The organism is Enterococcus sp. AZ050, from assembly GCF_051715085.1.
Taxonomy (GTDB): domain Bacteria; phylum Bacillota; class Bacilli; order Lactobacillales; family Enterococcaceae; genus Enterococcus; species Enterococcus faecalis.
Genome location: NZ_JBIOTC010000002.1, coordinates 82,380 through 95,957 on the forward strand (window position 1 = coordinate 82,380; position 13,578 = coordinate 95,957).

At 36.1% G+C, this 13,578-nt stretch carries 17 protein-coding genes, 1 tRNA gene and 3 pseudogenes; all 21 read right to left on the reverse strand.

Annotated features, from left to right (window positions below):
- Entirely contained in the window at positions 1 to 1,119 is a 1,119-nt protein-coding gene (locus tag IGJ04_RS15205; protein WP_438840394.1) for an ArdC-like ssDNA-binding domain-containing protein, read from the reverse strand.
- On the reverse strand, positions 1,112 to 1,306 hold the full coding sequence (locus IGJ04_RS15210; protein ID WP_016616835.1) for a hypothetical protein: 195 nt from the start codon (positions 1,304 to 1,306) through the stop codon (positions 1,112 to 1,114). Before IGJ04_RS15210 ends, IGJ04_RS15205 begins: the two co-directional genes overlap by 8 nt.
- Before the next feature lie 91 nt (positions 1,307 to 1,397).
- The gene (locus tag IGJ04_RS15215; protein WP_438840395.1) at positions 1,398 to 3,026 is read right to left on the reverse strand and encodes a hypothetical protein; all 1,629 of its coding nucleotides are present in this window, start codon (positions 3,024 to 3,026) and stop codon (positions 1,398 to 1,400) included.
- Positions 3,013 to 3,414 carry a hypothetical protein gene (locus IGJ04_RS15220; protein ID WP_438840396.1) on the reverse strand — a complete coding sequence of 134 codons (402 nt, stop codon included), beginning with the start codon at positions 3,412 to 3,414 and terminating at the stop codon, positions 3,013 to 3,015. Before IGJ04_RS15220 ends, IGJ04_RS15215 begins: the two co-directional genes overlap by 14 nt.
- A 9-nt stretch (positions 3,415 to 3,423) precedes the next feature.
- Positions 3,424 to 4,086: a hypothetical protein gene (locus tag IGJ04_RS15225; protein ID WP_438840397.1), complete on the reverse strand. Its 663-nt coding sequence runs from the start codon at positions 4,084 to 4,086 to the stop codon at positions 3,424 to 3,426.
- Between the two features lie 43 nt (positions 4,087 to 4,129).
- Positions 4,130 to 4,348, reverse strand: a complete 219-nt coding sequence (locus IGJ04_RS15230) for a hypothetical protein (protein WP_202576302.1) — start codon at positions 4,346 to 4,348, stop codon at positions 4,130 to 4,132.
- Positions 4,348 to 4,581, reverse strand: coding sequence for a hypothetical protein (locus tag IGJ04_RS15235; protein WP_202576300.1), 234 nt, complete (start codon positions 4,579 to 4,581; stop codon positions 4,348 to 4,350). The genes IGJ04_RS15230 and IGJ04_RS15235 overlap by 1 nt, the downstream gene beginning before the upstream one ends.
- Before the next feature lie 15 nt (positions 4,582 to 4,596).
- Positions 4,597 to 5,199, reverse strand: a complete 603-nt coding sequence (locus IGJ04_RS15240; RefSeq protein ID WP_438840398.1) for a hypothetical protein — start codon at positions 5,197 to 5,199, stop codon at positions 4,597 to 4,599.
- Between the two features lie 10 nt (positions 5,200 to 5,209).
- Positions 5,210 to 5,485 (reverse strand): hypothetical protein, encoded by a 276-nt coding sequence (locus IGJ04_RS15245; protein ID WP_438840399.1) that lies wholly within the window; start codon positions 5,483 to 5,485, stop codon positions 5,210 to 5,212.
- Positions 5,486 to 6,243: 758 nt separating this feature from the next.
- The gene (locus IGJ04_RS15250; protein ID WP_438760890.1) at positions 6,244 to 7,083 is read right to left on the reverse strand and encodes a hypothetical protein; all 840 of its coding nucleotides are present in this window, start codon (positions 7,081 to 7,083) and stop codon (positions 6,244 to 6,246) included.
- Entirely contained in the window at positions 7,073 to 7,354 is a 282-nt protein-coding gene (locus IGJ04_RS15255) for a hypothetical protein (RefSeq protein WP_202579714.1), read from the reverse strand. The genes IGJ04_RS15250 and IGJ04_RS15255 overlap by 11 nt, the downstream gene beginning before the upstream one ends.
- Before the next feature lie 66 nt (positions 7,355 to 7,420).
- Positions 7,421 to 8,899, reverse strand: coding sequence for a glucosaminidase domain-containing protein (locus tag IGJ04_RS15260; RefSeq protein ID WP_438840400.1), 1,479 nt, complete (start codon positions 8,897 to 8,899; stop codon positions 7,421 to 7,423).
- A 104-nt stretch (positions 8,900 to 9,003) separates the two neighbouring features.
- Entirely contained in the window at positions 9,004 to 9,405 is a 402-nt protein-coding gene (locus IGJ04_RS15265; RefSeq protein ID WP_137274120.1) for a hypothetical protein, read from the reverse strand.
- Positions 9,381 to 9,707, reverse strand: a complete 327-nt coding sequence (locus IGJ04_RS15270) for a hypothetical protein (RefSeq protein ID WP_101732215.1) — start codon at positions 9,705 to 9,707, stop codon at positions 9,381 to 9,383. Before IGJ04_RS15270 ends, IGJ04_RS15265 begins: the two co-directional genes overlap by 25 nt.
- A 154-nt stretch (positions 9,708 to 9,861) precedes the next feature.
- Complete coding sequence (locus tag IGJ04_RS15275; protein ID WP_438840401.1) at positions 9,862 to 9,987, reverse strand: hypothetical protein; 126 nt, start codon at positions 9,985 to 9,987, stop codon at positions 9,862 to 9,864.
- Between the two features lie 83 nt (positions 9,988 to 10,070).
- Positions 10,071 to 10,244, reverse strand: a pseudogene (locus IGJ04_RS15280) (DUF1642 domain-containing protein); the annotation flags it as partial.
- A 13-nt stretch (positions 10,245 to 10,257) separates the two neighbouring features.
- Positions 10,258 to 10,602 (reverse strand): annotated as a pseudogene (locus IGJ04_RS15285) (hypothetical protein); the annotation flags it as partial.
- A gap of 62 nt (positions 10,603 to 10,664) precedes the next feature.
- A tRNA-Arg gene (locus IGJ04_RS15290) sits at positions 10,665 to 10,735 on the reverse strand.
- A 582-nt stretch (positions 10,736 to 11,317) separates the two neighbouring features.
- Positions 11,318 to 11,551 carry a hypothetical protein gene (locus IGJ04_RS15295; RefSeq protein ID WP_438840402.1) on the reverse strand — a complete coding sequence of 78 codons (234 nt, stop codon included), beginning with the start codon at positions 11,549 to 11,551 and terminating at the stop codon, positions 11,318 to 11,320.
- 575 nt (positions 11,552 to 12,126) lie between these two features.
- Complete coding sequence (traE, locus tag IGJ04_RS15300) at positions 12,127 to 12,471, reverse strand: type IV conjugative transfer system protein TraE (protein ID WP_438840403.1); 345 nt, start codon at positions 12,469 to 12,471, stop codon at positions 12,127 to 12,129.
- Between the two features lie 646 nt (positions 12,472 to 13,117).
- Positions 13,118 to 13,578 (reverse strand): annotated as a pseudogene (locus IGJ04_RS15305) (replication initiator protein A); the annotation flags it as partial.

Here is a 13,578-nt window from a genome sequence, read left to right on the forward strand (position 1 = left end):
TTAACGACCAAGACCTTGCGTCCTCTTTTTAGCAGCCGGTGCATGTTCTTTTCGTGTACTAGAAGGGGTCTGTGTTTTTTCTTGTTCATTGGTCTTGGCTAAGCTTTTTTCGTACTGTTGATCAATTTCTTGTATAAATTGTTTACATGTTTTTTGAATATCTCCTAAAATAGCCACTTGTTCTTCTGCGTTTTCCTCATAAAACATTTGGCCATTTTTCGTCCAATTAGCAATGTAAGGAATCGCATGTTCTTTCGTATCTATCCCATAATGATTTGAAACAACATAAGACACCATTTCTGCTTGTAATTCCTTGATATTGGTCGTTTGTGCCGTCACTTGTTTGGTAGACCAGTACGAATTCGGCTCATTTTGTCGCGTACGATCATGTAATTGCGCATGGGCCAATTCATGTATCACAGTAGCCACTTCTTCTGTTGGCGTGTTTCTTGGATTGAGTACAATTTCTTTTTGTTTACCGTCTATACTTGTCGCAAAAACGCCTTTAGCCAAACCCAACTCCCGAAAACCCAGACGAGACGTTTGCGGCGTACGAATAGGCACCTGCATTTTTTCTGAAACATGGTGCAACGATTGTTTTAAAGCAGCTAAATCGGTTGTTTTTTCTGTTGAAAAGGCAAACCGTTTATTAGGAAACAACTTAGGATAATCCTCAGGTTTCGCATTGGTTTGCGTAATATCAAATACAGTTGTTGGAGAAAACGAATAAATACTATGTTTCGTTAATTCTCCTGTTTGAATCTTTTCTTTTTGTTCTTTGTTGGCTTTCGATAAAGGAATACATTGCCCATTTTCTCCTTTAATGTATTCAAAAATATTGGGCTTTAAAATACGAATCCCTTTCTCGCCTCGTTGAACAGAGAAGCCCATTTTTTTGAAAAAGGCAAAGCTTCCTACTGCCTGAGCACCTTCAAATTGCGCCTGAATCAATGCTTGATTCCGAAAAGAATACTCATAGAAACGATCCATAAACCGCAATAACTCTAATTGATCTTCAATTGTTTTGGTATGGTTTTGAATGTAGGTCAAGCTTTTTTCAGTCATTTGTTGGACTTCTTGTTCAATTTCTTCTTTTGTCTGTTTTTGCCACTTAGCCATTTAGAAACTCCTCTCTAGTCATAAAGACCCCTTCGCCAAATTGATGTTTTTCTTTTAGTATTCGTTGGAAATCTTCCGCAATCACTTCGTCTACTTCCAACGTTAATTCTTCTTTTGTTTCTAAATCTTTCGCGTATAGCCGATTAGGCTCCACCTTTGTGATTCGAACTAGCTTATTTTTATTCATTTGTTCCTCCTAAAAACGTTATTTTTAGATACAAAAAAAGTCCCTGCAAATAGGCAAGGACTCTTTTATTCATTACAATGTGTAGTTCATGTTATACCTCTACTAATGCCGCTTTCGCATGTTGTAGCGCACTTACTGCGTCATTTACTTGTTCTTGTGTTGCTTGTGGATCTGCCATTACTTGATTAGCTGTTTGCAACGCTTGAGCCAATGTTGCCCAACTATCCGACGTATAGTTTGAAGCTTCTAACTGAGCAACTTCTTGAATCAGCTGTGTTAAGACGGTCTTATCTGCTTTTTTTACCAATTGCTCTTTGGCTTGTTGTAACGCTGCTAATTGTGCTTGTGCTGCTTCTTCTGTTACTTCACCACTAGAAACAAAGGCTTTCGCTCTAGCCAATTCTGCTGTAAATACCACTACTGATTGTTCCGTATACTCGGTTAAATCCATTTGTTCGCAAACTTCAATCAAACGCGTCAATTGTAATAGACTATAATCTGGTTCTCCAATCGTTTGTAATTGCGCTAACGCTGCTTGAACCAATTGAACACTTTCGTCCACTTGGGCTTGTGTAGCATCCACAAATTGCAAGACTTGTTGCGCTTGACCTACCGCTTCGTCTAATACTTGTAAACTTTCAGCTGTATACAACGCACGATCAATGCCTTTGGCTTGCTCAACAATCGCTTGAAGCGCTGCTTTTTCTCCACGTTCTACTAAGTGCATAATCGCTTGATTCAACTGATTTAATGCTTCATCTATACGTTCTTGTGTCGCTTCACCTTCCTGGATCAACGCTGTTGCTTGTTCATACGCTTGATCTAAGCGTTGGGCACTTTCTGTCGTATAATTTTCTCGTTGAATGAGCTTCACTTGCGCGACTAACTGCTCTAAATCAGAAAAATTGCCTCGTAGTACCAATTGATCAATGGCTGCTTGCAAGGCTTCTACTTGTGCATTCACTTGAGCTTGCGTTGCTTGTCGCTCTGCCAACATGGTTTTAGCTACCTTCAGTTGGTTTTGCATCGCTTGATAAGAAGCTGTCATATAAGCAGAAGCTGGTAAGCCTTCCGCATTTTCAACTAAGCGTTCCAATACTTGATAATCCACAATCGCTACAGGTGGCTGCGGATCAGGTTGTGGCGTTGGTTCTTGCGGTGTTTCTGGTTGAACAGGTGGCAATGGAACAACTGGTTTGTCCGTTTCTTCGCTTGGTTTTGTTGGTGTATTATCCGTTACTGGTTTTTGCGGAGATTTTTCTGGTTTAAAAATTGCTGGTTGTTGCAATACTTGGTCAAGGATTGTCGGCTGTTTTGTTGCTTCCTTGTCTTTGATTGATTGTGCAACAGCGACCAGTTCTTTCGGCGATAGGGAGGACTTCGTTGTTCCTTTATTGTCTGAATCTTTCGCTGTTTCTACCAAGCCAAACCGTTCAAAGACATCCGTTGAAACATCTGTGGTTGTTTTGTTTTTCTTTGTTTGACTTTTCTTAGTCGTAACACTTGATTTTTTTCGACGATCTTCAGGAATAATCCAAGAATCAGTTTCTTTTTCTTTCTCTCCAGAAAATTTTTCAGTTGCTTGCTGCTTTGGTGGGGTAAATGCTTGGTAAGTCGCATAACCAACCGTTCCCGTACAAACCGTCACAGCGGCTACAATACCTAATAATTTCTTATTTTTTAATAACTCCTTGTCAAAAATTGGCTTATTCATTTTCATAATAAAGCTCCTCTCCTAATTGTGTTAAACGTTGTTTCCACAGCTTTTCATTTTCTGAATCTTTCTTTTCCCGATAAAGAGCGATCATTTCTTGACATGTTTTTCCCGTCTCGATCAATTCCTTTATTTCTTCACTTTTCAAGCGCTTATTGATTGATTCAGCTTCTGAAAATGATTCTTTTCGAATCGCTCGAATGGCTTTTTTTGTCCAAGCTTTCTTTAATTCTGTGGCTAATTGGGCACTTTTTAAGGTTTTATTCAAGATTTCTGCTTCTTCTAATTGATCCAGTTGAATATACGCATAGGCCAACATTACTTTTCGATCCGTATTTAATTCTGACCCTTCAGTTTGAATGACCTTTTTCCATTCTTTTTGGTAGAAAGCCAAATCAAAGGTTCACTCATCAGTGGAAAATTGCGCATTAAATGTTTTCAACTCCTGAAACGCTTGTTGTTCCACTAAATATTGTTCAATGGCTTCCCGTTTATCAGGAAAGGCAACAGCTGCTTCCGCATATTTTTCTTCTTTTAACAATTGTTCATAGGTTGGCTTGCTTTGTACGTCTTGCTTTGAAAAAGAACTTACCCAAAAACCACCTATTCCAAGAAAAACGAGAAGAAGTACCCCTAGGATTATTCCTTGAGTACTTCTTACTGAAAAGGTTGACAAAGAAAAAGAACGCTTTGACGCGTTCACTGCGGGCTTACGATTCCTTTTTTCCTTTGGTTTTGTTTTTTTCTCTCGTTTTTTTGGTTCTTCTAAAGTATCTGGTGCTTCTAATGCTTGTTGGATACTGGTTAACAGCTCTTGACATTCGTCAGAATCTGTCCGTTTGTGTAACGTGGTAAATGTATGTTGGACAACTAAAAGAAGGTTGCGTGAATGACCTTCTCCTATTACACAGTCATCCCGAAAAAGAATGTCTTTGTCTTCCATAATTGTTAATCGGATCGTATCTTTTTTTCCAGTATCTTCTGCAAACGTTTCTAACTTTTGCAAAAGCAAGTTGGCTTCTTTCACCGTTAATCGTTTTCTTTTAGAAGGGAGAAGTGTCTTCACCTTCCTCCCTCCTGTTATCTGAACATACATAAACTTCCCTCCGTTACGCGCTCATTAGCCAAGAAACAATCGCTGCTCCCGCTACAGCAATACAAATCCCTAATACAATGTGTTCCATATGTTCTTTGGCTTCTTCTACTTTGCGTTGATTTTTACGCATCATATTCCAAGCCGCCATCAACAGCTGTAACGTTGCCCAAGAACCAACTAGACCTGAAACACCACCAATAATAAAGGTTAAAACTGTTTGAATTCGTTCCATTAAGCTTGTCCTCCTCCATGATTTTTATGATTAGAATAAAAAGACCCTGATGTTTTTTCCGCTTGTGTTTGTTTGGTCATCATCGCTAACGCTTCTGTCAACGTGTCTTGGTTCGTGGAGATATATTGTTGATACAACTCCCCCAACCACGTATCATGGTCTTCTTTTTTTGCTGCCATGATTGCTTTTGCTAATTTTCGCCGATTGTTTAATTCGGTTTGTGTAATTTTCATTTGTTTAAGTGCCTCCTAATAACTTACTTTTCGTTTATTTCGTTTTAATTGCTTCGCTTGTTGTTTCTTTTCCTGACGTTCACTTCCAAATGTCGGGGTAAAGCGTTGGCCAATCAAACGCAACTCATGTAAAAATGCTAATTCCTCGTTATATTGACCTACAGGAACTTTTTTCACCCATTCTCTTTTTCGACCATAGCCTTGCCAGATATAGCCTGCTTGGTAAAGAGCTTGTTTACAATGAAACCCTCCTGAAACGCCGATATAGTAATGCATACACAAAAGTGCTTCAACGGGTCGCAAAACACTTATTTGACTCATTGGAAACTGTTGCTTTAGAAAGGCTGCTTCTTGTTCCGCTTCTTGCTTTGTTGGAAATTCCTTTTCCCAAGCTTTACCTAACGTAAAGTAGCGGTAACTTCGATTTTTTAATAGCATTCGTGCCTCGTAACTATTCGTTACATGGACGGTAAAACCATTGTTTGTCGTTTGATTGGGCAACTCCCACGAAGAAACCTTTCCAAATCGTTCCACTAGTTGATCATATTCTTTCACTGCATGGATAAGCAGTGTGTCTTCTGTCAACAAATCCATCGCCATAGCCGTACTTACCAACAAATAGAAACGTTCAAAAAAACACGTCTTTTTGTTTCAGCTCTCCTTCATCCATGAACAACACATGACGTGTCAATTCTCGTAACAGCGTTAATACCGTAGCTTCAGGAGACTGAGTAAGGGTAAACAGTTCAATTTTCCGATCATTCGGCACATATTGGGCCTGCCTACTTTTTAATTCCTTTGGAACAATGGAAACAGTAAAATCCAAATAAGGCGTTGCGTCTTCATACGTATTGGTTAATACCGTACACAACAAGTGATGCAAGGTTTGTTCTTCTCCAACCATTCCTCTCACCTCCCTTCAAAGCAACAAAAAAAAGCAAGTAAAAACTACTTGCTTCAAAAATTGCTTTATGTTATAAAATAGTTATAAATATCACCAATCTTTATGGTGTTGTCACTAAACAAACTCCTTTAAAGTCCAGTATTTGCGGTACTGGACATTTTTCTTTTTTTGCTTGAAATAACAAATAAACTTATGGTATAAATGAAGAAAGAATGGCGATTCTTTGTCACACTCGAACGCCCGTTAGCGGAAACTAGCGGGCGTTTCTTTCTGGTTTAATAGTCTAATTATTTATAAAAATACCCCGTCAATCAGTGGTCGATTGGCTGGGTATTTTTTATATTGACTGTTCCTCTTTTTTTTATATAATAATAATTAACTTTGTATTAACTACCATCACATTTTTCACTGTCTCAACTACATTTATTGAGGCAGTGAATTTTTTATTGAAAAATTTTTAAATTTTTGATATAAAGTAGTTAGGCCAGTAAACTCAAACATATAGTGTAATCCTTAGTAAATTCAACGCATCGAATTTACGACTGCCAGTCTAAAAGACTGGTATTTTTTATTGAATTTTAAAAAAAAATATGTTATATAAATAACATACTTACCTCAAAAAAAAAAATTAGAAACTATTTTCTAAAACGCTGTTGAAGCAATCAGTCATGATTGCTTCTCTTTTTTATTTTCTTTACTCAAAAGCTTCTTGTTTTAGAAACTATTAGCTTTCCACTTTTTAACTGTCTCTTTACTTTTCATCCTCGTTCACCAGATTCTTCTAAAGTGACTGATGAATCAGTCTCAAGCACACATTCTTGCACCGATAAACTTTTCGGTTCGATAATTGACCACTTCAATTTCACAGTAGCAAATGTTTCTCTTAGATATTTTTCTACATGAGTATAAGCAGATTGTCCTTCTATATAAGCAGGTTGGTTTTCAAGCTCATGTTCAACTATTTTGAAATCAACTGGAACAAAAATCTGCTTAGCATAATCCGATAAAATAACTTGATCTTGAATATGTTTAGGAATAGAAGCAGCCTCTCTTTTTTCTCTATAATCTGTAATAACAGCTAAATGGTTTCTTGCTCTTTTCCAAAAAAGGTGAATCGCAAGGCTACTTAAAAGAAACGTTACTAAATTGGAAAAGAAGGTAACAACAAATTCCCTTGGAATATCATCCAACGTTTGGATATTTGAAATTTGTCCTTGCCAATCAGAATAAACTCTCAATATACACCAACAGACAATGCAAGATTTTACAAAACGGCATAACCGCTCTCTTTTAAAGTCTGATAGTCCCAAAAACATAAATTGAACAAAAACCACAAAAAGTAAAACACTACTTATTGTATCTGCTACGTTTGTAAACAGCTGTTGTTTAAAACTTTTGTCTAATTCAAAACAAAGTAGACTAAAATTCAAAGAGTACAATAGACATTCTATCTTCATAAAATACCTAAAAAAATAATTAAGATTTATCAATTGAACATGATAAAACGAAAAACTTGTTAGGATTGCTACACACTTATTTTTTGTTTCTTTCATTTCCCTTTTTAACTCGTGGAACATTTTTTTAGCATCATTTTTCATTTGTTAAACCTTCTTCCTTCATAAATTCTACAGAGTGACTGTTTGCTTGTCGCAACGCACGATTTTGTGAACGTAATTCTTCATTTTCTAGTTGAACTCGTTGTATTTCATCGTTGAGCTGCTTTAAAAAGTCCAACGACTCTTGAATTGCTTTTAACTTTTCAAATTTAGCATCACTTTTTTCTATTTCTTTCATAGTAAATTTTGATACACAAAAACCTAATAGCGTACAAACTACTAGATATCCAAGTGAAATAAATAACACATCCATTTTTCAAAATCCTTTCTCGTAGAAACAAAAGAAAAGCAGACACGTTGTCTGCTTTTCTCTGTTTCTTTATTTGGGCATGATATAACTCAACATACTTGTTTGAGTTGCTGCAATTGTACGAGTAGATACGACGTTTAAACCTTGTACATTCATTTCAGAAATGTAAATAGAACCGTCTTGGTTCACTTTTTCTACAAATGCGACATGACCATACACTGGATCTGCGCCTAACACACCCGCAGGGAAAGAAACAGCTGTTCCAGCTTGTGGTGTGCGACTCACTTCATACCCTCGAGCTAGACCAGTCACTCCCCAATCTTTTCCATTGCCCATCGTTAAATCAATGTGTTTGCCTAATTGAGTGATTCGATTATAGACATATTGCGTACAATTCCCCCACGCATAGCTGTTTGCCGTATCATAGTTTTCCCCGTTATACGCTGGAAAATCAGATCCTGTCATTTCTACTGTCGCTTTCGGATGATCATACATGGTTAAATCGTAGGTTTCAATTAAACCATTTAATTTCTGATTGTACTGACTATCTGTCGCATAACATCCTGTCAAATACTGAGTAGCTTCTTGATAGGTTTTCGCTTTACTTTTCCAGACACCTTCATAAAAAGAAGCATTACCTGCCAACCCTTCTTTTAAGAGTTTCGCATAGTCTTTCAGGCTCTCTTCGTAGCTCTGATATTGTCTAAAGGTTGCTTGGGTAGTATAAAGCGTTCCATTGCCTAAATCCTCTTGTGTCGCAAAAGAGACCCCTTTTCCGTTATGTGTCCCTTTGATGCCAAATAAATTATAATTTGGTGCTTTTGATAGTAAACTTTGACCACTAGCAGATTCTAAAATTGCTTGTGCAATCATAACGGAAGCATACAAATCATTTTCTTGGCCCACTTTTCTAGCTGCTTCTCCAATTTTTTGAATAAACTGTTCCACACTTTCATTTTTTTCAAAATGAATGGTTCCATCTGAAGAAAGCATACTTTCTGGCACTAACTCTTGAATAGGCGCTGATGGAGCTTGGTGGTATTCTTTGACTTCGTCTACAACAGGTGCTGCTGTTTCTTGATTTGTTGTGCTTGTTTCTGTATTAGTAGAAACACCAGATTGAGTGGATACATTTGGCTGATTCGTCGGCGTTTCTGTCGGCTTTTGTGGTGTTTGTGTCGTTGTAGAATCCGTTGGCTTAGACTCTTCCACAGGCTGATTTTCTTCTGGTTTTTGTTCGGGTTCTACGGGTGTCGTTTCTGGTTTGCTTGAATCTGGCACCGTAGGCGTTTCTGGTTCTACTGGCTGTTCAGGCGTAGTCGGTTGTTCTTCCGCGGAAGAATCTGTTGGTGGTGCTTCTGGCGTTGTTTCTGGTGTAGAATCAACGGTTTCTTCTGTTTGTCCTCCAGTACTTCCTTCTTGAACCGTCGCAGATTCTGAAGAAAGTGTCGGCGACGTAGGTTCTTCATTTGCAAAAACTGCTGGTGTATAACCAAATACTTGGCTAACAACTAATAATGCAGACAATAATTTACTTGTTTTCTTCATGACTTTTCCTCCATTTATTTCATTTTTTTCTTACCAAACAGAAGTATATACATCTGTTTGTGAAAACTTTTTTAACACATTATAAAATTTTTTTAAAATTCTGTTTAAAGCAAGTCGTTTATTTGTGTTATATACTTGGTTAACTGCGGGACTTTCTTAAAAAAGTTTACCAGTGTCTGTTTTGAAAAAGTAGGTTTAAAGTAAAATGCAAAAGGGTGATTCTCCTTGATAGGTATCAAGACGTCAAAGGAATAAACTTCCATTGCTTGATCTTTAACTTGGTTAAGTAGTAATTCTTCAGGATCGGCAAATTCTCCTATAATGTATCCTTTATTTGTTTTAAAACACAAAACTAAAGAATACTCTCTTTGATTTTTGTCTGTGGGTACATACAAATCTGGCCAATAAGGTTCCATCCATAATGAGTTATAATCAAATAGATAAAACTGATTGCATTGATACGCCATGATACCTTCTCCTTCTAATTTTTTACTTTCAGGTGCCACTTGTTTAATTTTCGTTTCTTTATTTTGGATGATTTTGGTACGTCAAATCCAAACAAATCTTTCCAAACACCATGGCTTCCTTGTACAATCGGTATCGGCAAACACTTGCCTGAATGTATCAAAATTATCTGGGTATATGCCCTCAACTGATCTGGCTTCAACAAACCATTCTTCTGAAATTCCAACACTTTATTTGGTAAAAGTGAAATCCGAAAAAGATAATTATTTTCATCATAATAAAGTTTTACATCTGTTTCTCTCACTGCCAAAGCTTTTCCTTCGGCTTTAAAAATACTTCCCATAAAGTTCCTCCTAAAATTTTCTCAATTATTATAAGTAAAAACAGTGAACATCACTGTCAAAAAATACTATGTTACTCAACGTGTAAAGCTAGATAACTTAGAAATACACCTAAGAAAAGACCAACAAGTAAGCCACAGGCAAAAAGAATGCCACTCATTTGTGTGCTTCTCCTTCTATTTTCTTATCATTTACAAACAACTCTGTTCCATCTTGGTTTACACGTACTTTTTGATTATTGGTTGTAATTCCGCTTAACTCTCCTGAATACAAAAAGTCCACTTGATACAAATCAATAGCATTGTCTGCAAGTTTTTTAAATTGTTTATTTAAAGGTCTCTTAACGTTAGATATTTATCTGCTAACTTTTCTAACTCATCAGCAACAAATTTCGGCAAAACAACTTTTTTCGGTTCGTCTAGTTGTTTTGCTAAGCTAATTGCTCTTTCATTTGCATAGTCAGCACCTTTCAAATAATCAAGGCTACACGTAGAAACTTCTAAGCATTCTAACTCTTCAATCAATTCTTGTTTATCCATCGCTGTTTCCTTCCTACAATAAACCGCTATCGATTAACAATACTTCGCCGTTTGCTTCAAGATTTTCTAACTGATTGAAAGCTTCTTCTGCGCCTAATTCTCTACCATCTTCAATATGATTTTTAGCAAGCATTTTGAAGGCTTCGTATTTATCAATTGTTTTCATATCATCGAAAAATTCTTTTTCGTCCTCTACATCGCAAACAACCTCATTGTAAAGTTTTAAACATTGTTTTTCGTCTTCAGCAGCAATTAATGCATAATAAGGGGATTTAATTTCATAAAATTTCATGTGTTTTTCCTCCTTAGTTTTCACTCTAAACAAACGACCTTCACCAGTTGCTTCCTCTACATTTCCATTTTCTTACTTATCAGAATATCTAACACAGTTTTTCATCCTTTCAAGTTCAATATTTTTTGTTGGCGTGGCAGGAATCGAACCTGCCTCTTATCTCGCTATACGCTCGTTGCATCCCAGATGCTACACGCCAACGAAAGGAGCGACCTTTCACTATTCGCTATTTTCCACAATATCCTGGCAAGGATTGTAAACACAGAACAAATTTGAACATATAAGCACAGAATTATTCAAATTCGCCATTAACACATTTTTTTGCACATTCAGTTACACATTTAGCAGCTTAGCACAAGTCCACTAAATAGTTTATTTTTCTATTTATTAGCACAAAAACAAATAAACAAAAAACTTTCCATTAATAAAATGATATTCAGTTCTTTTTTGTTAAACATCTATTGCCATCAAAACTAACCGAAAGGTTGTGTTCACATCCTTTCTTTTTATTATTTTTTTAAGATTGGCCAATCTTAATATCGCTGGAGTGGGATTGCACCACTCATGTACTCACCCTAGTTTTGTACAAGGTGCAATAGTGCGCATCACGCTTTCTATCTTCACCTTTGCGTCTATCTACTTCCGCCACAGCGATCGTTTCTTTTAATTTTTATAAGATAAACAACATACAAAACAGTCGTTTATGAAATCTTCAATATCTCTTTCTAATTCCTCAGTTAACATTTTTCGATTCCTCCTGTAAAATTCTTTCATGCTTTCTCTAAACAATTTTTTTGAAAAAATCATATTTCCTTACTAAAATAGCTTTAGAAACTAAATCGAAAGGACGAACGACCATGCAACTAACTGTTTTTATTTTATTTCTTGCATTTTTAGTATTCGCTGTTGCCTTTTTATTACATAAAATCAGTTTAGGCGTTTTCTTGCTATTTTTCCCTGTAGCTCTGCTTCTATGGTTTAGCCTTCCAGCCATAAAGAAACATAAAACAGACAAAAACACGCACTGATTTTTCACTTTGTCTTCTTGGACCCACTTAAAAATTAATTTCGACTAGTTTATGGCGTCCGAAACTAGAAACCCTAATAGACAACGGTAAATGTAATGTCCTGTTTTTCATTACAAGTGTCTATATGTAGTGCAGCACACAACCTACCTTTTCCAGATAAGCGCTTCCCCATTACGAGAAGCCTTTTCTTTTTTATCAAAAGAAGTGTCAAAGCCTAGATCCCTTAGTAGCTGCTCTGATAAATCTAGGCGCTATAGGTTACTTTCCTTTTGGCATCCTTTCTACGTGCTCCAATTGTTTACCAAGAATCGTCATCATTCTTGTTCATTTACAAAAGTTATTCGCAAGCGTGTACTTCTATGCACCAATTCGTTGTTGTACATAGACTAAGAACGACCTTCGTTCATTCTAAAAAGGACTGGCAATCGTTTGCCCTAACTTTAACCGCTGATCGCTCACGCCACCTTCTTGTGTCCAACATTTCTCTTTTTCACATCACAGAAATCAACCAAAAGTTCCATAACATTTTCAAGCACGTCCAAGAAGACAAATCGTTTTTTATTTAGTTTTCATAACGTAAAAATTTGCTCATTCCTTTTCCCGTAGGTTTTAACGGGGCACCACGTTGAATTCTACGACCAATCAAAATACCGTTATGATCATAGACATGTTTAATTTCAGGATAAACATCTTTTAACAAAATTCTCGCCCTTTCTCTTACTTTTTTCTTGGTTCCTTCGAAATAATGCTCTACTTCAATCGCTTCTAACCCATCAATCCGATAGTTTTTACTGCTTTTTTGCGTTTCAGAACGTGTATTTCTTAACTGGCGTTTTTCCCTAGACGAAAATGTCGTCACTCTTGCGCCATAATACCCAATATCCTCTTTACGTAAGACTTTAATCACTGAAATTCCTCCTTAGCATCATCATGAAAAGTTAGCACGCAACAAAAAAAGGGGAGATTGCGCCAAATTGCACAATCTCCCCTTTGAAACATCCTACATACAGCAAAAACAGATTATACCAAAATAAGCGTCCCAAAATTCAGTTTCTCAAATGAGAAGAGAAAAAGAATTCAAAGGAAATCAAGAAAAAATGTTTTTCTTTTTGCGCATAAATTGATATAATACAGTTTGTTGTAACGCAGGTTGCAACAAAAGAACCGAGGGCAATTCATACGCTTTGGAGAGCTGAATTGTCTTAATCTCCCGCTAGGACTGCCAATCCTATGGAGACGGTTCTTTTTTGTTGCCTGCTAGCTTCTCATGCTTACTTTTAAGCTGGAAACTCAACAAACATTGCATTTATTTGAAGGTGTATTCTTTAATTCTAATAATTTCAAAAAAAGAATAGCATACCCTTAAAAATAATGCAAATAATTTTTTAGATTTACTAGTAAATTGTAATTAACACAAAAATCAACAGCACAAAATCGAACTCGTGTTCCCTTTTGTGTTTGTTTAGAATATACCATTAGCAAAATTTAGTGTCAATATTGATAAACAAATATGCAAATTTGCATACAATATAATCGTGATTGCTTGAAGCAGTTTAAACCCAATTATGGGTAGTTATATCTGGCAGATTCTCAATTTTATTTGAATTTAACTGGTTCTTTTTCTCAATTGCACATTCAACGAATAAGTTGTAAAAAGATTTATAAAATAACCCTTTAGGATTTTTTACAGTAGAATCAGTTTTAATTTTATGCATCACTCTTCGTAAACATTTGTCAATTTCTTCTTGATAATCTTCGCCTAACAAGACTGTATCATACTCCTTTTCTGCTTTATTTTTAGCTCGAATAATTGTGCCAACTTTTTCATGAGCTTCTTGAATTGTATTTGAAAAAAGAGCAATATATTTTAAGCTGGACTTGTTTAAAAATGTTTGTTCTTGAACTTCATGAAACTGATCTAATAAAATTCGTTGGCGCATCTGCTCTTTATCCGTCTCTTTTGTATCTAATGTTTCTAAAGAATTATTTATATAGATATTATCTTTTACTTGTG

What these genes read in the sequence shown, in the direction of transcription:
- IGJ04_RS15235 (WP_202576300.1), bottom strand. Translation starts at nt 4,581, where the DNA reads ATGAAAATTACACAAACCGAATTAAACAATCGGCGAAAATTAGCAAAA.
- IGJ04_RS15215 (WP_438840395.1), bottom strand. Translation starts at nt 3,026, where the DNA reads ATGAAAATGAATAAGCCAATTTTTGACAAGGAGTTATTAAAAAATAAG.
- IGJ04_RS15205 (WP_438840394.1), bottom strand. Translation starts at nt 1,119, where the DNA reads ATGGCTAAGTGGCAAAAACAGACAAAAGAAGAAATTGAACAAGAAGTC.
- IGJ04_RS15270 (WP_101732215.1), bottom strand. Translation starts at nt 9,707, where the DNA reads ATGGGAAGTATTTTTAAAGCCGAAGGAAAAGCTTTGGCAGTGAGAGAA.
- IGJ04_RS15250 (WP_438760890.1), bottom strand. Translation starts at nt 7,083, where the DNA reads ATGAAAAATGATGCTAAAAAAATGTTCCACGAGTTAAAAAGGGAAATG.
- IGJ04_RS15260 (WP_438840400.1), bottom strand. Translation starts at nt 8,899, where the DNA reads ATGAAGAAAACAAGTAAATTATTGTCTGCATTATTAGTTGTTAGCCAA.
- IGJ04_RS15255 (WP_202579714.1), bottom strand. Translation starts at nt 7,354, where the DNA reads ATGGATGTGTTATTTATTTCACTTGGATATCTAGTAGTTTGTACGCTA.
- IGJ04_RS15245 (WP_438840399.1), bottom strand. Translation starts at nt 5,485, where the DNA reads ATGGTTGGAGAAGAACAAACCTTGCATCACTTGTTGTGTACGGTATTA.
- IGJ04_RS15210 (WP_016616835.1), bottom strand. Translation starts at nt 1,306, where the DNA reads ATGAATAAAAATAAGCTAGTTCGAATCACAAAGGTGGAGCCTAATCGG.
- IGJ04_RS15230 (WP_202576302.1), bottom strand. Translation starts at nt 4,348, where the DNA reads ATGGAACGAATTCAAACAGTTTTAACCTTTATTATTGGTGGTGTTTCA.